This is a genomic window from Sphingomonas changbaiensis NBRC 104936, assembly GCF_000974765.1.
Classification (GTDB): domain Bacteria; phylum Pseudomonadota; class Alphaproteobacteria; order Sphingomonadales; family Sphingomonadaceae; genus Sphingomonas_B; species Sphingomonas_B changbaiensis.
Genome location: NZ_BBWU01000048.1, coordinates 104,189 through 123,707, shown reverse-complemented (window position 1 = coordinate 123,707; position 19,519 = coordinate 104,189). Strand labels below are relative to the sequence as shown.

The 19,519-nt window shown below is 67.1% G+C and carries 23 protein-coding genes, 1 tRNA gene and 1 pseudogene; 16 read left to right on the top strand and 9 right to left on the bottom strand.

Features of this window, described 5'->3' with window-relative positions; translation table 11 throughout:
• Positions 1-77 precede the first annotated feature (77 nt).
• Positions 78-935, bottom strand: coding sequence for an SDR family oxidoreductase (locus tag SCH01S_RS13085; protein ID WP_046349250.1), 858 nt, complete (start codon positions 933-935; stop codon positions 78-80).
• Between the two features lie 68 nt (positions 936-1,003).
• Here SCH01S_RS13085 and SCH01S_RS13080 point away from each other — a divergent pair, with 68 nt between their 5' ends.
• Complete coding sequence (locus tag SCH01S_RS13080; RefSeq protein WP_046349249.1) at positions 1,004-1,615, top strand: GNAT family N-acetyltransferase; 612 nt, start codon at positions 1,004-1,006, stop codon at positions 1,613-1,615.
• A 96-nt stretch (positions 1,616-1,711) separates the two neighbouring features.
• Here the strand turns inward: SCH01S_RS13080 and cobT are convergent, their stop codons facing one another.
• Positions 1,712-3,538: a cobaltochelatase subunit CobT gene (gene cobT / locus SCH01S_RS13075; protein ID WP_046349248.1), complete on the bottom strand. Its 1,827-nt coding sequence runs from the start codon at positions 3,536-3,538 to the stop codon at positions 1,712-1,714.
• A gap of 114 nt (positions 3,539-3,652) precedes the next feature.
• Between cobT and SCH01S_RS13070 the strand changes: the two genes are divergently transcribed.
• Positions 3,653-4,321 (top strand): Npun_F0296 family exosortase-dependent surface protein, encoded by a 669-nt coding sequence (locus SCH01S_RS13070; RefSeq protein WP_157032927.1) that lies wholly within the window; start codon positions 3,653-3,655, stop codon positions 4,319-4,321.
• On the opposite strand, the gene cobS is transcribed toward SCH01S_RS13070, so the two are convergent.
• Positions 4,318-5,322 carry a cobaltochelatase subunit CobS gene (cobS, locus tag SCH01S_RS13065; protein WP_046349369.1) on the bottom strand — a complete coding sequence of 335 codons (1,005 nt, stop codon included), beginning with the start codon at positions 5,320-5,322 and terminating at the stop codon, positions 4,318-4,320. The two genes, SCH01S_RS13070 and cobS, sit on opposite strands and share 4 nt — an antisense overlap.
• Positions 5,323-5,431: 109 nt before the next feature.
• The gene (locus tag SCH01S_RS13060; RefSeq protein ID WP_084689568.1) at positions 5,432-6,109 is read right to left on the bottom strand and encodes a winged helix-turn-helix transcriptional regulator; all 678 of its coding nucleotides are present in this window, start codon (positions 6,107-6,109) and stop codon (positions 5,432-5,434) included.
• 101 nt (positions 6,110-6,210) lie between these two features.
• On the opposite strand from SCH01S_RS13060, the gene SCH01S_RS13055 reads away from it, so the two are divergent.
• The 13 genes and pseudogenes from SCH01S_RS13055 to SCH01S_RS13000 all read left to right on the top strand — a co-directional run bounded on the left by SCH01S_RS13055 (position 6,211) and on the right by SCH01S_RS13000 (position 13,430).
• Positions 6,211-6,930: a DUF899 family protein gene (locus tag SCH01S_RS13055; RefSeq protein WP_046349245.1), complete on the top strand. Its 720-nt coding sequence runs from the start codon at positions 6,211-6,213 to the stop codon at positions 6,928-6,930.
• A 16-nt stretch (positions 6,931-6,946) separates the two neighbouring features.
• Entirely contained in the window at positions 6,947-7,375 is a 429-nt protein-coding gene (locus tag SCH01S_RS13050) for a VOC family protein (protein WP_174436041.1), read from the top strand.
• Positions 7,376-7,399: 24 nt separating this feature from the next.
• Positions 7,400-7,696 (top strand): annotated as a pseudogene (locus SCH01S_RS17355) (DUF1428 domain-containing protein); the annotation flags it as partial.
• Positions 7,697-7,714: 18 nt separating this feature from the next.
• On the top strand, positions 7,715-8,131 hold the full coding sequence (locus SCH01S_RS17250) for a DUF1428 domain-containing protein (RefSeq protein ID WP_245612270.1): 417 nt from the start codon (positions 7,715-7,717) through the stop codon (positions 8,129-8,131).
• A 112-nt stretch (positions 8,132-8,243) separates the two neighbouring features.
• On the top strand, positions 8,244-8,729 hold the full coding sequence (locus SCH01S_RS13040; protein WP_046349243.1) for a VOC family protein: 486 nt from the start codon (positions 8,244-8,246) through the stop codon (positions 8,727-8,729).
• 3 nt (positions 8,730-8,732) lie between these two features.
• Positions 8,733-9,416 (top strand): glutathione S-transferase family protein, encoded by a 684-nt coding sequence (locus tag SCH01S_RS13035; RefSeq protein WP_046349242.1) that lies wholly within the window; start codon positions 8,733-8,735, stop codon positions 9,414-9,416.
• A gap of 25 nt (positions 9,417-9,441) precedes the next feature.
• Positions 9,442-10,218: a VOC family protein gene (locus tag SCH01S_RS13030; RefSeq protein WP_046349241.1), complete on the top strand. Its 777-nt coding sequence runs from the start codon at positions 9,442-9,444 to the stop codon at positions 10,216-10,218.
• Positions 10,218-10,877: a glutathione S-transferase family protein gene (locus SCH01S_RS13025; RefSeq protein WP_046349240.1), complete on the top strand. Its 660-nt coding sequence runs from the start codon at positions 10,218-10,220 to the stop codon at positions 10,875-10,877. Before SCH01S_RS13030 ends, SCH01S_RS13025 begins: the two co-directional genes overlap by 1 nt.
• An 18-nt stretch (positions 10,878-10,895) precedes the next feature.
• Positions 10,896-11,306 carry a VOC family protein gene (locus SCH01S_RS13020; RefSeq protein WP_046349239.1) on the top strand — a complete coding sequence of 137 codons (411 nt, stop codon included), beginning with the start codon at positions 10,896-10,898 and terminating at the stop codon, positions 11,304-11,306.
• 13 nt (positions 11,307-11,319) lie between these two features.
• Positions 11,320-11,778: an SRPBCC family protein gene (locus tag SCH01S_RS13015; RefSeq protein WP_046349367.1), complete on the top strand. Its 459-nt coding sequence runs from the start codon at positions 11,320-11,322 to the stop codon at positions 11,776-11,778.
• A gap of 3 nt (positions 11,779-11,781) precedes the next feature.
• Complete coding sequence (locus SCH01S_RS13010) at positions 11,782-12,513, top strand: DUF899 family protein (protein WP_046349238.1); 732 nt, start codon at positions 11,782-11,784, stop codon at positions 12,511-12,513.
• A 32-nt stretch (positions 12,514-12,545) separates the two neighbouring features.
• Positions 12,546-13,208 carry a glutathione S-transferase family protein gene (locus SCH01S_RS13005; protein ID WP_046349237.1) on the top strand — a complete coding sequence of 221 codons (663 nt, stop codon included), beginning with the start codon at positions 12,546-12,548 and terminating at the stop codon, positions 13,206-13,208.
• Positions 13,209-13,356: 148 nt separating this feature from the next.
• Positions 13,357-13,430, top strand: a tRNA-Gly gene (locus tag SCH01S_RS13000).
• 5 nt (positions 13,431-13,435) lie between these two features.
• On the opposite strand, the gene SCH01S_RS12995 is transcribed toward SCH01S_RS13000, so the two are convergent.
• Both SCH01S_RS12995 and SCH01S_RS12990 read right to left on the bottom strand, forming a co-directional pair.
• Positions 13,436-14,101, bottom strand: a complete 666-nt coding sequence (locus SCH01S_RS12995; protein ID WP_046349236.1) for a Fe2+-dependent dioxygenase — start codon at positions 14,099-14,101, stop codon at positions 13,436-13,438.
• A 29-nt stretch (positions 14,102-14,130) separates the two neighbouring features.
• Positions 14,131-14,964: a PhzF family phenazine biosynthesis protein gene (locus SCH01S_RS12990; protein WP_046349235.1), complete on the bottom strand. Its 834-nt coding sequence runs from the start codon at positions 14,962-14,964 to the stop codon at positions 14,131-14,133.
• A gap of 83 nt (positions 14,965-15,047) precedes the next feature.
• Here SCH01S_RS12990 and SCH01S_RS12985 point away from each other — a divergent pair, with 83 nt between their 5' ends.
• The gene (locus SCH01S_RS12985; RefSeq protein WP_046349234.1) at positions 15,048-16,250 is read left to right on the top strand and encodes a TCR/Tet family MFS transporter; all 1,203 of its coding nucleotides are present in this window, start codon (positions 15,048-15,050) and stop codon (positions 16,248-16,250) included.
• Here SCH01S_RS12985 and SCH01S_RS12980 read toward each other — a convergent pair.
• The 3 genes from SCH01S_RS12980 to SCH01S_RS12970 all read right to left on the bottom strand — a co-directional run bounded on the left by SCH01S_RS12980 (position 16,247) and on the right by SCH01S_RS12970 (position 19,518).
• Positions 16,247-17,413, bottom strand: coding sequence for a glycosyltransferase (locus SCH01S_RS12980; RefSeq protein WP_046349233.1), 1,167 nt, complete (start codon positions 17,411-17,413; stop codon positions 16,247-16,249). The two genes, SCH01S_RS12985 and SCH01S_RS12980, sit on opposite strands and share 4 nt — an antisense overlap.
• 4 nt (positions 17,414-17,417) lie before the next feature.
• Entirely contained in the window at positions 17,418-18,179 is a 762-nt protein-coding gene (locus SCH01S_RS12975; protein ID WP_046349232.1) for a competence/damage-inducible protein A, read from the bottom strand.
• 61 nt (positions 18,180-18,240) lie between these two features.
• Positions 18,241-19,518: a cysteine desulfurase-like protein gene (locus SCH01S_RS12970; protein WP_046349231.1), complete on the bottom strand. Its 1,278-nt coding sequence runs from the start codon at positions 19,516-19,518 to the stop codon at positions 18,241-18,243.
• Between the last annotated feature and the right edge of the window lies 1 nt (position 19,519).

Below are 19,519 nucleotides of genomic sequence, written 5' to 3'. Positions count from 1 at the left end.
CCGCGTACCACAGCACCCTCTCCCCGCTCGGCCCCGCAGGGCCGAGTCGCCCTCTGCCCTGTAGGGAGAGGGTTAAACTAGCTCCCCACAATCTCTCCGCCATTCGGGTGCAGGACTTGGCCCGACATGTAGCTACCGTCCTCGCAAGCCAGGAACAGGAAGCTCGGCGCGACTTCGTTCGGCTGGCCGGGGCGGCCGATCGGGGTATTCTTGCCGAAATCCTTCAGCTTGTCGGGCGTGGCGCCGCCGCTGGGGTTGAGCGGCGTCCAGATCGGGCCGGGTGCGACGCCGTTCACGCGGATGCCGTCCTTGATCAGGTTCTGGCTCAAGGAGCGCGTGAAGGCGGTGATCGCGCCTTTGGTCGCCGAATAATCCAGCAGCTCCTTCGAGCCCTTGTACATGGTCACGCTCGTCGTGTTGATGATCGCGGCACCCTTCTGAAGGTGCGGGCGGGCGGCCTGGACCATGTAGAACATCGCGAAGATGTTGGTCTGGAACGTGCGCTTCAGCTGCTCTTCGGTGATCCCTTCGATGTCCGGATCGGCGTGCTGCTCGCCGGCATTGTTGACCAGGATATCAAGGTGGCCAAGCTCCGCGACGGTGCGGTCCACCGCCTGCTTGGCGAAATCCTTGTCCCCGATATCACCGGCAATCCGGATCGCGCGGCGGCCTTCCTTCTCGACGATGTCGCACGTCATCTTCGCATCGTCATGCTCGCAGAGATAGACCACCGCGACGTCGGCGCCTTCCCGTGCGAACAGCGCGGCGACGGCGCGGCCGATGCCGGAATCGGCGCCGGTCACCAGCGCGACCTTGCCTTCCAGCCGACCGGAGCCGGGATAGCGCGGCTGCCATTCGGGCTTGGGCTCGAGCTGAGACTCGTGGCCGGGCAGCGCGTCTTCATGAACCATCGGCTTCACGTCGGTATCGGTCATCGCGGCTCTCCTGCTGGATTTGGTCGGGCAAACGCGCGAATGCGGCGGGTGTTCAGCGGGAGAGGGCTATGGATTTGCGAGGCGTGCGGCTGGAATTCGGACCGGTCGCGCTGGAGCCGATCGAGGAGCGGCACCGCGAGCCGCTGCGTGCGGCGACCAACGCGGACCGCGACGTGTGGGACCTCTATCCCTACTCGATGGCCGATCCGCATTTCGACGGTTTCTGGATAGGGCTGCGCGCCCGGCAGGCGAGCGGGGCCGCACTCCCCTTCGCCGTGAGCCTGGACGGCGCATGCGTCGGGATCAGCTGCTATCTGAACATCGAGACAGCGCAGGCCGCATGCGACATCGGCGGGACCTATTACCGGCCCGACGCCCGCGGCGGCGTGGTGAATCCAGCAGCCAAGCTGCTGCTGCTCGGCCACGCCTTCGCAAGCGGCGCACGGCGCGTGGCGTTCAAGGTCGACGCACTCAACACTCGCTCCCGCGCCGCCGTGTCGAAGCTGGGCGCCGTGCAGGAAGGCATATTGCGCCAGGATCGCGTAACCTGGACCGGGCGGGTGCGGGACACGGTCGTGTTCTCGGTGCTGCGCGACGAGTGGCCGGCGGTGGAGGCTGGGCTGCGGGACCGCCTTACCCCCTCTCCGATAGGGAGAGGGCGACTCACGCCGCAGGCGTGAGCGGGGTGAGGGGATCGTGCCTGTCCGGATACTCTCGATCCCCTCACCCGGTCGGGCTATCGCCCGACTCGACCTCTCCCCATGGGAGAGGTGGGATCAAGGCGCGTCGAACAGCCCCGCCAGCTGCTCCACCATCGTGCCGCCAAGCTGTTCCGCGTCCATGATCGTGACCGCGCGCTGATAATAACGGGTCACGTCATGGCCGATGCCGATCGCGGCGAGTTCGACGGGGGATCGATTCTCGATCCAGGCGATCACCTGGCGCAGATGCTTTTCGAGATAAGAGCCGCTGTTTACCGACAGGGTCGAATCGTCGACCGGCGCGCCGTCGGAGATGACCATCAGGATCTTGCGTTCCTCATGGCGACCGATCAGCCGCTGGTGCGCCCATAGCAGCGCCTCGCCGTCGATATTCTCCTTCAGCAGCCCCTCGCGCATCATCAGGCCCAGGCTCTTGCGCGCGCGGCGCCACGGCTCATCGGCCCGCTTGTAGACGATGTGGCGAAGGTCGTTGAGCCGGCCCGGCTGGGGTGGACGGCCCTGGGCCAGCCAATCCTCGCGCGCCTGCCCGCCCTTCCAGGCGCGGGTGGTGAATCCCAATATCTCGGTCTTGACGCCAACCCGCTCCAGCGTGCGGGCGAGAATGTCGGCGCTGATCGCCGCGATCGAGATCGGCCGGCCCCGCATCGAGCCCGAATTGTCGAGCAGCAGGGTCACGACCGTGTCCTTGAACTCGGTGTCCTTTTCGATCTTGTAGCTGAGCGAGTGCGCCGGGTTGACGACCACGCGCGCCAGGCGCGCAGCGTCGAGCAGCCCTTCCTCCTGGTCGAAATCCCAGCTGCGCGACTGCTGCGCCATCAGCCGGCGTTGGAGGCGGTTGGCGAGTTTGGTGACGGCGCCCTGCAAATGCACGAGCTGCTGGTCGAGATAGGCGCGCAGCCGCCCAAGCTCGTCCTCGTCGCATAGCGCGCTCGCCTCGATCACTTCGTCGTGGCGCGTGGTCCAGATCTTATAGTCGAACTGCGGCGACAGGTCGGAGAACGGCCGGTTCGGGCGGACCGGGAGCATCCCTTCGTCGCCGTCGTCGCCCGCTTGGGATTCGCCCTCGGCTTCGTAATCCTGCTCGGCCTCGCCACTTTCGTTGTCGGTGTCGTCGCCCTGCTCGGTCTCGGCGCGGGACTGGATTTCGCCGTCGGCGCCGGACGCGCTTTCGTCCTGGTCGTCGCCTTCCTCGCCTTCGTCCGGCTCGTCGCCCTCGCCGTCCTCGTCCGTCTCCTGGTCCTCGGTGGGCTCCGCCTCGGCATCGACGAGTTCGAGATCTTCGAGCAGCCGGGTCGTCAATTTGGCGAAGGCGGACTGATCATCCAGCGCGAGCGCCAGCGCGTCGAGATCGGCGCCCGCCTTCTCCTCGATCCACGGCCGCACCAGCCCCAGTCCGGCAGCGGCCGCCTGGGGTGACGCCTGACCGGTCAGCCGCTCGCGCACCAGCAATTGCAGCGCGGTCGACAACGGCACTTCGTCGGCGGAGCGCGCGCGGGTGATCGGGTCGGAGCGCATCCGCATGTCGAGAGCGTGGCCGAGATTGGCCGCAATCCCGGCCATGCCCTTTGCGCCGACCGCCTCGATCCGCGCGGTCTCGACCGCATCGAACACCGCGCGGGCGATGGTGTCGATCGGCGCGCCCTTCGCATGCAGCGCCGCATCATGGTGGCGCAGCCGGAGCGCAAAACTGTCGGCGAAGCCCCTGGCTTCCGCGACCTGCTCGGGCGGCAGCGAGCGCGCCGGCATTGGCACGCGCATATTCTTGCCGGCCTGGGCCGGGGCATCCGCCGTGAAGGCCAGCTCCACCTCCGGCTCGTGCGCGATTGCGCGCGAGGCGCCGGTAAGGACGGAGCGGAAGCGGTCGAGAGGTGAATCGGCCATGGGCGCCAATGTGGCCGGACCGCCCGCCGTTGCAAGCGGGGAAGCGCGACTGCCTAACCATCGGTCAACCTTCTGCGGCTATGGGCAGGGAAAGACCGGATTCTGGGGGAAGCGATGACGCGTGGTTTGATGATTGTCGGTGCGGCGCTCGCCGCGAGCGTGGCTGTGCCCGCCGGAGCGTGGGTTTCGGTCTATGTCGAGACTTCGCCCGTGCACCAGGCGTCGATCGCGGCAGGCTCGCTGCTCGAGGATTTTGCGGCCGCGGTCGGCGCGCCGTTCCGTTCGACCTTTGGCAGCTCCGATTTCGGCGCCCGGTTCGCTGGCTTCAACCTGAGCGGCCCGACCGCCAGCGGCGACACGTTCGGCGCGAGCGCCTATGCAGCGACGAGCAGCAGCGCGAGCATCACGTTCGACCGCGCCGTCAAATATCTGAGCTTCCGCACCGCCGCGCTGGACGGCAACGACACGATGGAGCTGTTCAGCCGCGGCCGCAGCCTCGGCTATTACAACCTGGTCGACAGCGCCGCCGCCGCGGGCTTCGGCAGCGATCCCGCGCGGAATGAGGGGCCCTATACCTACGTCAACTTCTTCACCGACGAGGGCTTCGACGAAATCCGCTTCACCCAGAGCGCCGGCAGCTTTGCGCTGGATGATGTTGCCGTGGGCCAGATCACGGCCGTGACCGCCGTGCCCGAGGTGCAGACCTGGGCGATGCTGATCCTCGGCTTCGGCGTGGCCGGCACCGCGTTCCGGATGCGGCGGCGCGCGGTCCGGACCGCCTAAGCCTTCCCGACCACGCTTTCCGGCAGATCCTTGCCGAACACGCGCTGGTAATATTCCGCCACCAGCGGCCGCTCGGCCTCGTCGCACTTGTTGAGGAACGACAGGCGGAAAGCGAAACCGACGTCGCCGAAGATCAGCGTGTTCTGCGCCCAGGTGATGACGGTGCGCGGGCTCATCACGGTCGAGATGTCGCCGGCGATGAAGCCTTGGCGGGTCAGATCGGCGACCCTGACCATGTTTTCGACCTGCTTCTTGCCTTCGGGCTGATCATATTCGCCGGACTTGGCGAGCACGATCTGCGCCTCGACCTGCGCCGGCAGGTAGTTGAGCGTGACCACGATGTTCCAGCGATCCATCTGGCCCTGATTGATCTGCTGGGTGCCGTGATAGAGGCCGGTCGTGTCGCCCAGGCCGACCGTGTTCGCGGTCGCGAACAGGCGGAAATGATGGTTGGGCCGGATCACCCGGTTCTGGTCGAGCAGGGTCAGCTTGCCCTCGGTCTCCAGCACGCGCTGGATCACGAACATCACGTCGGGCCGGCCGGCGTCATATTCGTCGAAGACGAGCGCGACGGGATGCTGCAGCGCCCAGGGCAGGAGGCCTTCGCGGAATTCCGTCACCTGTTGGCCGTCGCGCAGCACGATCGCGTCGCGGCCGACGAGGTCGATGCGGCTGATATGCGCGTCGAGGTTGATGCGGATGCAGGGCCAGTTCAGCCGCGCTGCGACCTGCTCGATATGGGTCGACTTGCCGGTGCCGTGATAGCCCTGGATCATCACCCGGCGGTTGTGCGCAAACCCGGCCAGGATCGCGAGCGTCGTGTCCGGATCGAACACGTAGGCGGGATCGAGATCGGGCACCCGCTCGTCCGGCTCGCTGAACGCGGGGCAGACCATGTCCGTGTCGATCCCGAACAGCTCGCGGACGCTGACCTGGCGGTCGGGCGCCTCGAGAATGGTCGTCGAGCGGCTGTCGGGCTGGGTATTGGCGAGATCGGTCATCATCGGTCCGTGGCTGGCGGCGGGTCTCCCTAGCGCCAGTCGCATGGCTTAGTCGAGACGTGTCGCTGATGGCGGGGGAAATGGGGAGCCGGCGGAGCCGATCCAAGCGTCAGGCGACAGGCGGCGCGATCTTCGGCGGCAGCGCGAACAGATCGATGAAGCGCTGGGCGAGGTCGCGATTGCCGGTGAAGCGCAGCAGTCCCTCGGCCTCCGCCTCGGTCATCGGCCATTTGCCGTAGAAGAGGCGCACCAGCGTGGTCGGATCGCATTCAAACACTGCATCGGCGGCGGCGGTCTCGCCGCGCTGGATGTCGAGCCCTTGCCGGTCCAGCCGCGCAACGAAGGCGTCGTTCGGGAAGCGGAACGCGAGCGTCATCGCCAGGTCGCCACGGTCCGGCGCGAGCATCGTGCGCAGCGACAGCATCGCCGAAACCGGCGACAGCGGCAGCATCGGGTCGTGGAGCGGCGACCGGGTCGCCCAGCGGCCCATTTCCTGGAAAATCGGCTCGCTCTCATAACCCCAGGGCGTCAGCTCATAGACCTGGACGGAAGCGGGCGGCGGCAGCTTGCGGCGGCGGAGGATGCCCACGGCTTCGAGGCTTTCGAGCCGCTGGGTCAGGACATTGGCGCTGATCCCGCCCAAGGTCGAGCGCAGCTCGGAGAAGCGGCGGGGCCCCAGCATCAACTCGCGCATGATCAGCAGCGACCAGCGTTCACCGACGAACTCCAACGCGAGCGCGGTCCCGCACGCATCATCATACCAACGGCTCTTACCCTTCTGCTCCATTTCAGTTCTTTTTTGTAACATGCTAGTTGCTTTTAATAACTGAGTCGCGCATCAGGGTCAAGAAGTGATTCGCGAAGATCACTCGCACAAGGGAGAGGGAAATGCGCGACACCGCGACATTGCCGCCGCCGGAGCAGCTGAAGCCTGCGCGGGAGATGGCGGAAGCCAATCCGAATCGCTGGCCGGGAGAAAGTGCCGAATACCGTCGCGCGCGGACGGCGCTGCTGGCGGAGGAAATCGAGCTCCGGCGCCAGATCCAGCGCGTCGCCGAACATCGCCGCGCCTTGCCGCCCGGCCCCGTCGCCAAGGATTATCGGTTCCTGGACAAGGACGGGAGCGAGCTGACGCTGGCGGACCTGTTCGGCCGCCACGACACGCTGGTCACCTATTTCTGGATGTACGGGCCGGAACGGCAGCGGCCCTGCCCGATGTGCACCTCGTTCGTCGGCTCGCTCGACATCCCCGCGCCCGACATCGAGCAGCGCGTCGCGCTGGCGATCATCGGCCGCTCCCCGGTCGAACGCCAGCTCGCCGTGGCGCGGGAGCGCGGCTGGACGCACCTCGATTTCTACCAGACCCTCGGCGAGGATTTCGCGCGCGACATGGGGCTCATTGTCGATGGCGGAGAAGGCGCGGGCGTGTACGTCTGGACCCGAGACGGCGGCACGGTCCGCTTGTTCTGGGCGACCGAGGGCGGTCCGGAAACGGCCGATCCCGGCTTCGATCCGCATCTGGCGCCCGATCCGACGCCGCTCTGGAACATCCTCGACATGACGCCCGAAGGCCGCGGGGCCGACTGGTATCCCAAGCTCGAATATTGATCCGAGGAGAGATGAGATGTCGAAGATGATCTTCGTGAACCTGCCCGTCCGGGATCTGGACCGCTCGGTCGCCTTCTACGAAGCGATCGGCTGCACAAAGGACGCGCGCTTCTCCAATGATCAGGCCGCGATGATGGTCTGGTCCGACACGATCAGCTTCATGCTGCTGACGCACCCCTTCTACCAGGGCTTCACGTCGAAGACGATCGCGGATGCGCATGCGACCAGCCAGGTGCTGCTGGCGCTGTCGTTCGACAGCCGCACCGAGGTGGATGCGATCGTGGCAGCCGCACTCGGCGCCGGCGGCCGCGAGCTTCATGAGCCGGAGGATCTGGGCTTCATGTACAGTCGCGCCTTCGAAGACCCGGACGGCCACGGTTTCGGCCCGCTGTGGATGGACGTCGATGCCGCGGTTGCCGCCATGCCCCAGAACGAAGCCGCTTGAACTGGACGGCAAAGGGAGAGGACCATGACCTATATTGAGGGATTTGTCGTGCCCGTGCCGGCGGCCAACAAGGAAGCCTATTGCATGCATGCGAACTCAGTCGCTTCGCTGATCCATGAATGCGGCGTCGTACGGATGGCCGAGGGTTGGGGCGACGATGTGCCCGAGGGCAAAGTCACCGACTTCAAGGGCGCGGTGAAGGCCGAACCGGGCGAGACGGTGGTCTTTTCCTGGTTCGAATATCCGTCGAAGGCGGCGCGTGACGCCGCCAATGAAAAGATGATGAGCCACCCCGGCATGCATGAGATCGGCGCATCGGCGCCGTTCGACGGCAAGCGCATGATCTTCGGCGGCTTCGACGCGATCGTCGAGGAAGGCGCAGGGCATGGCGGCTATGTCGACGGCTGGGTCGTACCGGTGCTTCCCGGCAAGAGCGAGGCATATCGTGCGATGGCCGCAAAGGCCGCGCCGATCTTTCGCGAGCATGGCGCCACGCGCGTGGTCGAGGCGATCGCGGACGACGTGCCGAAAGGTAAAGTCACCGATTTCTACCGCGCGGTGAAGGCAGAGGACGGCGAGACTGTCGTCTTCTCCTTCATCGAATGGCCCGACAAGGCGACGCGCGACGCAGGCTGGCAGAAGGTGATGGCGGACGAGCGGATGAAGCCCGATGGCGACATGCCGTTCGCAGGGCCGCGCATGTTCTGGGGCGGCTTCGAGCCGATCATCAATAGCGCGGCAAAGGTGCCCGCATGAGTGCCGCGCGCAGCCTGCTCATCGCATTGGCGGGCTATCTGGTCACGGCCGCAGCCATGCTGGGCCACAGCGCGGCCATTGGCGCGCCGCCCTTCGCTTGAGGAGAGAAACGATGTCCAAGATCACGCCCACGCTCTGGTTCAACGGCGGCGTCGAGGAAGCGGCGGAATTCTATGCTTCGCTGCTGCCCGACAGCCGAATTGATTCGATCAACCGCTCGCCGATCGACACGCCCTCGGGCCCGGCCGGCAAGGTGCTGACGGCGATCGTCACTTTGGCCGGCCAGCGCTTCTGCCTGCTGAACGGCGGCCCGGCATTCCCGCAGACCGAAGCGGTCTCGTTCATGATCGAGACCGACAACCAGGAGGAAACCGACCGGCTGTGGGACGCGATCGTGGGCAATGGCGGCCAGGAAAGCATGTGCGGCTGGTGCAAGGATAAATGGGGCGTGTCGTGGCAGATCACCCCGCGCCGCCTGCTTGAGCTCACCACCGACAAGGACACGGAGCGCGCCAGGCGGGCGATGGCGTCGATGATGACGATGCGCAAGATCGACATCGCGACCATCGAACAGGCCGCCGACGCTGTTCCGGCCTGAGCGATGACCGCGACGATCACGGCCTATGACTGGGCGCCGGACGAAGGCCGCGGCTTGGTGCGCGACATGCGCGTGCGCTGGGCGCTGGAGGAAGTCGGCCAGCGCTATGACGTGCGGCTGCTGTCCTGGGGCGAGCAGAAAGGGTCCGCGCACCGCGCGCGCAACCCGTTCGGCCAGGTGCCGGCCTATGAAGATGACGGGCTCGTCCTGTTCGAATCGGGCGCGATCGTGCTTCACATCGCGGACAATCATCCGGGCCTGTTCGCGGAAGACCCGGCGGCCCGCGCACGCGCGATCGGGTGGATGTTCGCCGCCCTCAACACGGTCGAGCCGGTGGTCTGGGATCTGGTCATGGTCAAGGTGATCGAACGCGATCAAGACTGGTCGAAGGCGCGGCTTCCGGGCGTCCTTACGCGACTCCATGAACGGCTGGACGAGCTGTCCGCGCGATTGGGCGACGCCGAATGGCTGGACGGGCCGTTCAGCGCGGGCGACCTGCTGATGGTCGCGGTGCTTCGCAACCTCAGCGGTTCGGGGATCGTCGAGGCATACCCCAATCTCGCAGCCTATATCGCCCGCGGCGAGGCGCGGCCCGCCTTTGTCCGCGCGCTCAAGGCATTGAGGGCAGACCTGACCGGCAAAGCTCCCGCAGGCTGGCCGTCGTCAGCGAAGACCGCCCGAACCTGACATCACAAGCGAGAGGATACATGCAATGAGCAACGGACCGGCGCCATTTATCTGGTACGAACTCGTGACCAGCGATGCCGACGCGGCGCAGCGTTTCTATGAGCAACTGGTCGGGTGGTCGGTCGCGCCGGCCGGCGGCGATCCCAGCGTCAATCATGGCTATCGCATCCTGACTGCGCCCGACGGGCAAGGCGTCGGCGGCATGATGAACCTGCCATCCGGCGCGCCGATGCCGCCCTGCTGGCTGGGCTATATCGGCGTCCAGGATGTCGATGCCGCCGTCGAGGACGCAAGGGCCGCCGGCGCCGGAGTCCACATGGCGCCGCAGGACATTCCCGGCGTCGGCCGCTTCGCCCTCCTGGCCGACCCGCAGGGCGCGCCTTTTTATGTGATGCGCGGCAACAGTCCGGAACCGAGCCGCGCCTTTTCGCGCGAGGCGGTCGGCCATTGCGGCTGGAACGAGCTCGCAACCAGCGATCAGAAGGCGGCCTTCGCCTTCTACACCGGTCAGTTCGGCTGGACCGATGGCGGCAGCATGCCGATGGGAGACATGGGCGATTATCAGTTCATCAACGACGCCGACGGGATGATCGGCGCGATGATGACCCGAGCGCCCGGTGGCCCGCCGCCATCATGGCTATTTTATTTCCGCGTCGCCGACATCGACGCGGCCTCGGCGAAAATCGCACCTGCCGGCGGCTCGATCTTGCATGGCCCGACGGAAGTGCCGGGCGGTGACTTCATTGTCGTCGGCATGGACCCGCAAGGCGCGGCCTTCGCGCTGGTCGGAGCGAGGAAGTAATGGCCATGGAGCTCTTCGGGCACGCCTTTTCGTCGTACACGTGGAAGGCGCTGATCGCCTTTTACGAGAACGATCTCCCGTTCACTTTCCAGTCGCTCGGCCCCGATACGCCGGAGATCGGCGCGCGGTTCGGCGCGCTGTGGCCGATCGGCAAATTCCCGCTGCTGGTCGATGACGGACGGACGGTGATGGAATCGAGCACGATCATCGAGCATCTTCAGCTGCGCCATCCGGGGCCGGTCCGGTTGATCCCGGACAATCCGGAACAGGCGATCGAGGTGCGGATGCTCGACCGGATTTCGGACAATTACGTGATGGGCAACATGCAGCGCGTCGTGGCCAATGCGCTGCGCCCGCCGGAGCGCCGCGATGCGGTCGAAGTGGAGAACGCAAAGGCGGCGCTCGAGACCGCCTATCGCTGGCTCGACGGGTGGATGGCGGGCCGGGACTGGGCGGCCGCCGGGCAGTTCAGCCTCGCCGACTGCGCGTTCGGGCCGGCGCTGTTCTACGCCGATTGGGTGCACCGGATTCCGGAGGAGTGTGCGAATGTGACAGCCTATCGGGCGCGGCTGCTTGCCCGGCCGTCGGTCGCGCGCTGCGTCGACGAAGCACGGCCCTACCGGTCGTTCTTCCCGCTCGGCGCGCCCGACCGCGATTGAAGAAAAAGGAGAGCAAGGATGGAGACTCAGCCGCCGATGGGCGGGCTCACCCCGCACCTGACGATCATCGACGGCCGTGCGGCCGAGGCGATCGACTTTTATGGCCGCGCGTTCGGCGCGACCGTGCAGAACCGCGTTCCGGGACAGGACGGCAAGCGGCTGCTGCATGCGCATCTGACCGTGAACAACGCCGCGCTGATGCTGAACGACGACTTCCCCGAATATCGCGGCGGCAACCCCGAAGGGGCGCCCGCAGGCGTGACGCTGCACCTGGAAGTCGACGATGCCGATACATGGTTCGAACGCGCGGTCGCTGCCGGCGCGGAAGTCGCCATGCCGATCGGCGATCAATTCTGGGGTGCCCGCTACGGGCAGGTCCGCGATCCGTTCGGCTATCGCTGGTCGATCGGCGGTCCGCTCAAGAAGTAAGGGGAGAATGACGATGAACGAGGATCTGGAGCTGTCCGTCACCCGCCTGATCGACGCACCGGTGGACGTGGTCTGGCGCGTCTTCACCGAGCAGACAAACGAATGGTTCTGCCCCAAGCCGTGGCGCGCCGAAGTCGACTGGGACCTGCGCGCCGGCGGCCGCTCGTCGACCGTCATGTACGGGCCGAATGGCGAAGAGAACCGGATGGACGGCATCATCCTGGAGGCGATCCCGGGCAAGCGCGTCGTCTTTACCGACGCGTTCAAGGGGGATTGGATGCCGCAAGGCCCGTTCATGGTCGGCATCTTCGAGTTTTCGGATGAGGGCGGAAAAACCCGCTACACCGGCCGGGCCCGCCATTGGACGGACGTCGCCAAGCAGCAGCACCAGGCGATGGGCTTCGCCGACGGCTGGAGCAAGGTCGCCGAACAGCTGGCGGAACTGGCCGAAAAGGCGAAGGCGGAGGCCTGATCCATGGCGGACGATTTCGCGCGCATGGCTTTCCCCAACGAAAGCCCCGCCTATCGCGCCGCGCGCAATGCGCTGCTCGACGCCGAGATCGCGCTCCGCCGCCAGACCGAAGCCGTCGCCGCGATGCGCCGCGCGCTCCCTTCCGGCGGCGAAGTGCCCGAGGATTATGTCTTCGAGCGGATCGGCGCGGACTTCCGGCCTGAGCAGGTGGAGCTCTCCGAACTATTCGGCGACCATTCCACGCTGCTGCTCTACAGCTACATGTTCGGGCCGGAACGCGACGGCCCCTGCCCTGGCTGCACGCATCTGCTGGACTGCATCGACGGCGCCGCGCGGCACGTCCCGCAACGCGCGGCCCTGTACGCGGTCGCCCGGTCGCCCATCGCGCGGCTCGCCGGCTGGGCGCACGCGCGCGGCTGGAATCACCTCCAGCTGCTGTCGACCGCAGGCAATGATTATCCCGCGCACTATTACGGCAACACCGCCGCGCTGACGCCCGCGATGCGCGCCGAACGCGGTCATGCGGACGGCAAGACCTGGGACGAGCCGATGCTGAATGTCTTCCGAAAGGACGGGGACACGATTCGCCACGTCTGGGCCAGCGAGCTGGTCTTCGCCCCCGATGATCCCGGCCAGAACCACCGGGCCCTCGACTTCATCGATCCGGTCTGGGGCCTGCTCGACACGACGCCCGAGGGACGGGGCGACACCTTCTTTCCGAAGGTCGACTACTAGTCCACGTCACCTGCCAGCAAGCGAGGCTGTCCATGACGGTTGATCCGCAGTCCGATATCGTCGTCAGCGCCTATCAATGGGTGCCCGATTTCGCCAAAGGCCATGTGCGAGACCTCAGAGTGCGCTGGGCGCTTGAGGAAGTCGGCGCTGCCTACGCCGTGCGCCTGCTGGACGTGACGGCGGACCGCCCCTTCGATTACCTCCGCGAACAGCCGTTCGGCCAGGTTCCGGCCTATCGCGACGATCAGGTGCGGATCTTCGAATCGGGCGCGATTGTCATGCACATCGCGGAGCGCTGGCCCGGCCTGCTGCCCGCCGACCCGGCTGGCCGCGCCAGGGCGGTCAGCTGGCTGGTCGCCGCGCTGAACAGCATCGAACCGATCACCCAGCAGCTCGCCGAGATCGACTTCTTTCACAAAGGCGCAGCCTGGACCGAGGAGCGCCGGCCGCAGGTGCTTGAGCAGGCGACGAAGCGCCTCGAACAGCTCGCAGCCTATCTTGGCGATCGCGACTGGCTGGAACGGGCGTTCACGGCCGGCGACCTGATGATGGTCGCGGTGCTGCGCATCTTCGACGGCACGCCCGCCCTCGAGTCCCATCCGGTGCTCGCCGCCTATGTGAAGCGCGGCGAGGCACGGCCGGCGTTCCAGCGCGCGCTCGCCGCGCAGCTCGCCGACTTCAAGCAGGCAGCGTGACGTCCCGGCCCGGATCGACAGCGCCCGCGCTCTTGCCGGCGAGGGCGAGCGCAGCTAGATCGGCACGGTCCGGTTCGGAATTCCATCTCGGAACGATTTGAAATCCCGACCGGGCCAGCCTCTGAAATCGTCACGAATTCAGCGGCTTGCGGGTATGATGTAATGGTAGCCTGTCAGCTTCCCATGCTGAACGCGCGGGTTCGATTCCCGCTACCCGCTCCAGCTGCTCAGGGCTTGTCGGCCCAATAGCGCATCAACCGTTGCTGGAAGAGCTGCATCCGGGTGAAGTTCTCTGCGCGCATGCCGAGGCCTTCAAGGGCTGCGATCTCGTTCACCTCGTACAGCATTTCGCGGCGGAACGGGTCGGCGACGCGGCTCTGGACGAACGTGATGGCGACGAGCCGCTGGCCCTGCGTGACCGGCGCGACCTCGTGCAGCGTATCCGACGGGTAGACGATTGCACTGCCGGCCGCGCCCTTGAACGGGATGGAGCGGGTGCCGAGGTGGATGACGAGTTCGCCGCCCCGATATTCGCCCGGATCATTGACGAAGATCGTGCAGCTCAGGTCGGACCGGATCGGGCCGCTGGGCAGCGGAATGAAGGCGGCGTCGGTGTGCGCGCCATAGCGCATCCCTGCTTCGTAGCGCGTCAGCATCGGCGGCGCGATCGCGACCGGCATCGCAAAGTTCCGGAAATCCTCGTGCGCGCCCAGCGCCTGGATCAGAAGCTGCGATGATTGCTGGTAGCTCGACTGGTCGTGGAGCTGCAGGTTCTGCTTGGCCGTGTTGTGCGGATTGGTGATGCGCCCATCCACGAACGGTGCCGCCGCCGCGATCGCGCGAAGCTGGCGGAGCTGTTCCGCGGAGAGGAGATCGGGAATTTCCTTGAACATCGCCACCGCATAGCCGCGCCCGCGGCGTTTCAGAAGAGTGCGCGGCCCTTGAACAGCGTCCTGGTGGCGCCGCCGATCCAGACCTGGCCGTCGGCCAGGCTGACCGAGATGCGACCGGTGCGGCCGAGGCGCGCGCCCTGCGCAGCCGCATAGGGAGCCGTCACGCGCCCGCTCTCCAGCATCCACTGCGCGACGGAGGCGTTCAGGCTGCCGGTCACGGGATCCTCGAGCAGGCCGCCGAACGCATCGCTGAAGATCGCGCGCACTTCGTAGGCGGTGTCGTGCCCCGGCGGGTACGGACCGACCACGCCGATTTCCATGCGCGACGGATGATGACGCGCCGGGGTGAGCGCCAGCACCTCCTCGGCCGAGCCGAGCAGCACCGCGACCCAGCCGGGACCGTTGTCCGCCCAGGCGGCATCGGCGATGCGGTCGCGCGCAATCCCGAGAATGCCGGCGATCTCGACAAGCTTTTCCTCGTCCACGGGTCCGGAGCGGAGCAGCGGCGGCGCGGCGAAGGAGAGGGTCTCGCCGCTGCGGCGGAGCGGCACCAGGCCGGCGCCGCATTCCTGGATGACTTCGCCCGCGTTGCGCGGCGTTCCGCCGGAATCCAGCCAGGCATGGGCGGTGCCGAGCGTCGGGTGACCGGCGAACGGCATTTCGCGGTCGAGCGTGAAGATGCGGACCCGGTAATCGGCCTCCGGGTTCGTGGGCGGCAGCAGGAAGGTCGTCTCGGAAAGGTTCAGCCAGCGCGTGATGCGCTGCATCTGGTCGGTCGAGAGCGCTGTCGCGTCGTGCACCACCGCGACCGGGTTGCCGCTGAAATCCTCGATGCCGAACACATCGACCAAGCTGAAATCCATGACGAGCCTCCGTTGCCCGCCGGGCTTGGCTCACCTATTCCGCCTGCGCAACCAGTCGCCGGCTTTGCAGGAGCAAAGAGAAAATGACCCAGCGGGGCATCGGCTTCGTGCTTGCGACCATCTTCATCGACGCGATCGGGTTCGGTTTGATCATGCCGGTCCTGCCGCGGCTGCTGATGGCGGTCGGTGATTTCCGGTTGCCGCGGGCGATCGAGATCGGCGCCTGGATGGGCCTCGCCATCGCCGTCGCAACCTTCTTTGCGGCGCCCGTGCTCGGCAATCTGAGCGACCGGTTCGGACGCCGCCCGGTGCTGCTGATCGCGCTTGCCGGCATGGCGATCGACTATCTGCTGCTGGCCGTCGCCGGAACCATCTGGCTGATCTTCATCGGCCGCGTCCTCTCCGGCGCGCTCGGCGGCAGCTATGCGCCGGCACAGGCAGCCATCGCCGACCAGACCGCGCCGGAAGATCGGGCCCGCACGTTCGGGCTGGTCAGCGCCGCCTTCGGCATCGGCTTCATCGCCGGACCCGCGATCGGCGGCCTGCTGAGCGCGTTCGGCAATCGCGCGCCTTTCTATGCGGCCTCTGCCCTGGCGGCGCTCAATTTCCTCTATGGCTTGACGATCTTCCCCGAGACGCTGCCGGTCGAGCGCCGCCGCGCGTTCGACTGGCGCCGTGCCAATCCGCTTGGCGCACTGGCCGCGGCACGGGCGGTGCCGAACATGATGGCGGTCGCTGTCGTGCTGACGCTGTGGCAGATCGCCAGCATGGTCTATCCGATGACCTGGAGCTTCTACACGATCGCGCAATTCGGCTGGTCGAACGCGATGATCGGCGCGAGCTTTGCGGCAGTCGGCCTGATCATGGCGCTGACCCAGACCTTCCTGACAGGCCCCCTGGTCAAGCGGCTTGGCGAGCGCGATGCGGCGACGCTGGGCCTGGTCGGCGCGATCGTCGGATTCCTCGCCTATGCGTTTGCGACCCAAAGCTGGATGGCCTTCGCGATCATGGTCGCGATCGCTGTCCAGTCGCTCGTCCAGCCAAGCCTGATGGCCATGCTGTCGCGTCGGGCCTCCCCTGAGACGCAAGGCGAGGTGCAGGGCGTCGCGAGCATGGCGATGGGCATCGGCGCGATCGTCGCGCCGCTGGCGCTGACGCGTGTGATGGCCGAGTTCACCAAGGCCGATGCGCCGGTCCATTTCCCCGGCGCGGCGTTCCTGGTTGCGGCGCTGTTCGGCCTGGGGGCGCTGGTGCTGCTGCGGCGGCTGCCGCGGGTGGGTGCCTAGGCGGCGTCGATCAGCCAGCGCGCCGCGAGTTCTTCCTGGCTGGGATTGAGCCGCGCGCGAAAGCCGGGCGCCAGTTCCCGCGCGCGGCGTTGGAAGCTGTCGTTCTGGTAGAGCTGGCGCAGCGAGGTCGCGAACGCCTCCGGCTGGATTGCGCCGGCATAGACATGGCCGCCCAGCTGCAGGCGGGTGATCGCCTGGCCCGTCAGCGCCTTTTCCAGATCATAATGGACGACGACCACCGGCACGCCGGCCGAGAGCGCGCTGCTGACGAAGCCGAGCCCGCCATAGGTCATCACCACCCGCGACCGCTCTGCGATCCGAGCAAACGGGATGGGCGACGGTTCGACGGCAAGGCCAAGCCGGGTCAGCTCCACCTGCTGCGCGGCAGAGGCACCCTGGGCGTAGACGCGGATCGGCAGCCCCGAACGGGCCAATCCGTCCCAGAGCGCCGGAGTGCGCAGCAGCGCGGCATCGGCATAGAGAAAGATTTCCTCGCCCGCCCCCGCTTCCCCGATCGGATGCGCGACCGACGGGGCGACCACCGGCTCGCGCCGCCATTTCGCGTAGACGTCCAGCTCCGTGAAGGTTCCGGCCAGCGCGTGATCGGCCGCGAACAGCTGCGGCAGATGGGCGAGCGGTTTCAGCCCAGCCGCGGCCATCGACGCGTTCACCACGCCAAGCACACCGGCCTCTGCATAGACCGGGGGCTGGCCCGTCAGGCTGGGGAATTCGTCCAGATGGCCGGGCACCGAATCGAAGGCCAGGCCGATCGCCAGTGTCGGTATCCGGCCACGGGCAGCGCAGAGCAGGGCCGGGGCGAAATCGGCAGCGACCGCGTCGGGCCGCACGGCATCGAATATCTGGTGCCAAGCCTGGATCAGCACCGGCAACGTGTCTGGAATGTCGAGGCCGACACGGACAAGGATGTCGCCCATCGTGTTCGGCACCGGCCCGCCCAGCGCCCCGACATTCCCCAGCAGCCGGGGCCAGAGAGGCGCCTGCCATAGCTTCACGTCGCGCGGCAGATCGAAATCGCGGCTCAGGCGCTGGGCCGCGATCACCACCTCATGCCCTTCGGCCGTCAGCCGTCGCGCGATATCGGCCATGCGGACGAGATGGCCGCGATTCGCCCCCAGCTCCCAACCCAATAGAATGCGCGCCATGCGCTCAGATGCCGCCGTCGATGGGGGCGCGACCAGCTTCGGTGAGACGAGCAGCCAGATCGGCGCGGCAGGCGCCCAGCGCGACCGCGTCGGTCGAGCGGATCACGAAATTCGCCCCGACTTTTCCCTCGCGAAAGAACGGATAGCTGCCGATCTGGCAGCCCTCGTGCGCCTTTTCGGTTGCGCGCAGCAGATCCGCGACTTCGCTTTCGGCGACCCAGCAGCCGATCGTTTCCGACAGCAGCGGCTTGCCCCCCTCGATCGCCCCCGACAGCGCATCGAGCATCATCGCGGTGATGTGCGGGACGCCCGCCATGATGAAGATGTTCTGCCAGCGAATGCCCGGCGCGCCCGACATGCGGTTCTCGATCAGGTCGGCCCCTTCCGGCACGCGGGCCATCCGCAGCCGCGCATCGGTAATGCCGCCGCGGCTCTGGTAGTAGCTTTCGAGCATCTGGCGCGCCCGAGGATGGACGACGACCGGAACACCCAGCGCCTCGGCAATCGCGTCGACGGTAATGTCGTCATGCGTGGGGCCGATGCCGCCGGTCGTGAACAGATAATCGTTGCGCGCGCGAAGCGCGTTCACCGCCTCGACGATTGCCGGCACGGTATCGCCGACCACGCGAACCTCGGCCAGGCGAATGCCCTGCAGGTTCAGCCACAGCGCGATCTGGGCGATGTTCCTGTCCTGGGTGCGCCCGGACAGGATTTCGTCGCCGATAATGACGAGCCCGGCGGTCCAGATTCGATCGATGACGGCCATGTCCCGCCCTTACCGCAGCCTTTGAGTCGCGCAACCGCCTGAAGGCCGGACTGGCCGTTTCTCAGTCCGTACGCTTTGCGATGGCCGCCAGTGCTTCGAGCGTGCGGTCGATCTCCTCGCCCGTATTGTAGTGGCACAGCCCCAGGCGCAGCAGCCCGCCGCTCTCCGCCAGGCCCAGCCGGGCGACAACTTCGATCGCGTAGAAGTGACCGGCCCAGGCGAAGATGTCGCGGCTGGCCAGTGCTTCCGCGGCGCGCTCGGGACGGCAATTCGCGATCGTGAGGCCGAACGTCGGCACGCGGCCGGCAATGGTCGCCGGCCCCCAGAGCTTCACCGACGGGATCGAGCGCAAGCCGTCGAGAAGGCGCGCGCTCAGCTGCTCCTCATAGGCCTGGAACGCATGGAATGCGGCGCGCAGGCGCTCGACGCGGCTGGCCCCATCCCGCGCGAAGCGGGTACCGAGCGCGTCGAAATAATCGATCGTGCCGAGCATCGCGGCCTGGGCTTCGAACGACGGCGTGCCGGTCTCGAATGCGCGCGCCGGCGGGCGGTCGGCGGCGGGCCTGACCTTGTAGGGCCGCAGCCGCTCCAGCAGTTCGGTACGGCCCCACAGCACGCCCTGGTGCGGGCCGAAGAATTTGTACGGCGAGCAGACCAGAAGGTCGCAGCCCAGTGCGGCCACCTCCGTGATCACGTGCGGCACCGATTGCACCGCATCGACGAACAGCACGGCGGACGACTGCGCCTTCACGATAGCGGCGATCGCGGGGATGTCGTTCAACGTGCCGATCGCGTTGCTGGCGCCGCCGACCGCCACCAGCCGCGTGCGCGGGCCGAGCAGGGCCGGCAATGTGTCGATCCGCAGCGTGCCGCTGTCCGGATCGAAATCGAGCCAGCGCACCGTCACGCCGCGATCCTCTGCCGCGAGCAGCCAGGGCGCGACATTCGCATCGTGATCCAGCCGGGTGACGACGATCTCGTCCCCGTCCCGCCATTCACGCGCGAGCGCGCGCGAGACCGACAGGGTCAGCGACGTCATGTTGGGGCCGAATCCGATCTCGTCCGGCGCTGCGCCGAGCAGGTCCGCCATCGCCGCATGCGCGGCATCGCTCATCGCCCCGGTATCGATGGACGTGCGGAAGTCCCCGCCAAGATTGGCGGTGCCGCTCTCCAGATGCCGGACCATCGCATCGATCGCCGGCGCGCACATCTGCGTGCCGCCGGGACCGTCGAGATACACCCGGTTGCCGACGCGGAGCGCCGGGAATTGCGCACGCACCTCGTCAATCGGGAATGAGGCAGCCGCGCCGGTATTCCGTGAGGGCATTTCGGACAGCATT

Bases quoted from the DNA above. Each gene is read 5' to 3' on its own strand.
- SCH01S_RS13060 (WP_084689568.1), bottom strand. From the start codon at position 6,109: ATGGAGCAGAAGGGTAAGAGCCGTTGGTATGATGATGCGTGCGGGACC.
- SCH01S_RS13080 (WP_046349249.1), top strand. From the start codon at position 1,004: ATGGATTTGCGAGGCGTGCGGCTGGAATTCGGACCGGTCGCGCTGGAG.
- SCH01S_RS13010 (WP_046349238.1), top strand. From the start codon at position 11,782: ATGGCGGACGATTTCGCGCGCATGGCTTTCCCCAACGAAAGCCCCGCC.
- SCH01S_RS13085 (WP_046349250.1), bottom strand. From the start codon at position 935: ATGACCGATACCGACGTGAAGCCGATGGTTCATGAAGACGCGCTGCCC.
- cobT (WP_046349248.1), bottom strand. From the start codon at position 3,538: ATGGCCGATTCACCTCTCGACCGCTTCCGCTCCGTCCTTACCGGCGCC.
- SCH01S_RS13030 (WP_046349241.1), top strand. From the start codon at position 9,442: ATGAGCAACGGACCGGCGCCATTTATCTGGTACGAACTCGTGACCAGC.
- SCH01S_RS13020 (WP_046349239.1), top strand. From the start codon at position 10,896: ATGGAGACTCAGCCGCCGATGGGCGGGCTCACCCCGCACCTGACGATC.
- SCH01S_RS12985 (WP_046349234.1), top strand. From the start codon at position 15,048: ATGACCCAGCGGGGCATCGGCTTCGTGCTTGCGACCATCTTCATCGAC.
- SCH01S_RS13015 (WP_046349367.1), top strand. From the start codon at position 11,320: ATGAACGAGGATCTGGAGCTGTCCGTCACCCGCCTGATCGACGCACCG.
- SCH01S_RS12975 (WP_046349232.1), bottom strand. From the start codon at position 18,179: ATGGCCGTCATCGATCGAATCTGGACCGCCGGGCTCGTCATTATCGGC.
- SCH01S_RS13035 (WP_046349242.1), top strand. From the start codon at position 8,733: ATGACCGCGACGATCACGGCCTATGACTGGGCGCCGGACGAAGGCCGC.
- SCH01S_RS12990 (WP_046349235.1), bottom strand. From the start codon at position 14,964: ATGGATTTCAGCTTGGTCGATGTGTTCGGCATCGAGGATTTCAGCGGC.
- cobS (WP_046349369.1), bottom strand. From the start codon at position 5,322: ATGACCGATCTCGCCAATACCCAGCCCGACAGCCGCTCGACGACCATT.
- SCH01S_RS12970 (WP_046349231.1), bottom strand. From the start codon at position 19,518: ATGCTGTCCGAAATGCCCTCACGGAATACCGGCGCGGCTGCCTCATTC.
- SCH01S_RS12995 (WP_046349236.1), bottom strand. From the start codon at position 14,101: ATGTTCAAGGAAATTCCCGATCTCCTCTCCGCGGAACAGCTCCGCCAG.
- SCH01S_RS13055 (WP_046349245.1), top strand. From the start codon at position 6,211: ATGCGCGACACCGCGACATTGCCGCCGCCGGAGCAGCTGAAGCCTGCG.
- SCH01S_RS13050 (WP_174436041.1), top strand. From the start codon at position 6,947: ATGTCGAAGATGATCTTCGTGAACCTGCCCGTCCGGGATCTGGACCGC.
- SCH01S_RS13040 (WP_046349243.1), top strand. From the start codon at position 8,244: ATGTCCAAGATCACGCCCACGCTCTGGTTCAACGGCGGCGTCGAGGAA.
- SCH01S_RS13070 (WP_157032927.1), top strand. From the start codon at position 3,653: ATGACGCGTGGTTTGATGATTGTCGGTGCGGCGCTCGCCGCGAGCGTG.
- SCH01S_RS13025 (WP_046349240.1), top strand. From the start codon at position 10,218: ATGGCCATGGAGCTCTTCGGGCACGCCTTTTCGTCGTACACGTGGAAG.
- SCH01S_RS17250 (WP_245612270.1), top strand. From the start codon at position 7,715: ATGATCTTCGGCGGCTTCGACGCGATCGTCGAGGAAGGCGCAGGGCAT.
- SCH01S_RS12980 (WP_046349233.1), bottom strand. From the start codon at position 17,413: ATGGCGCGCATTCTATTGGGTTGGGAGCTGGGGGCGAATCGCGGCCAT.
- SCH01S_RS13005 (WP_046349237.1), top strand. From the start codon at position 12,546: ATGACGGTTGATCCGCAGTCCGATATCGTCGTCAGCGCCTATCAATGG.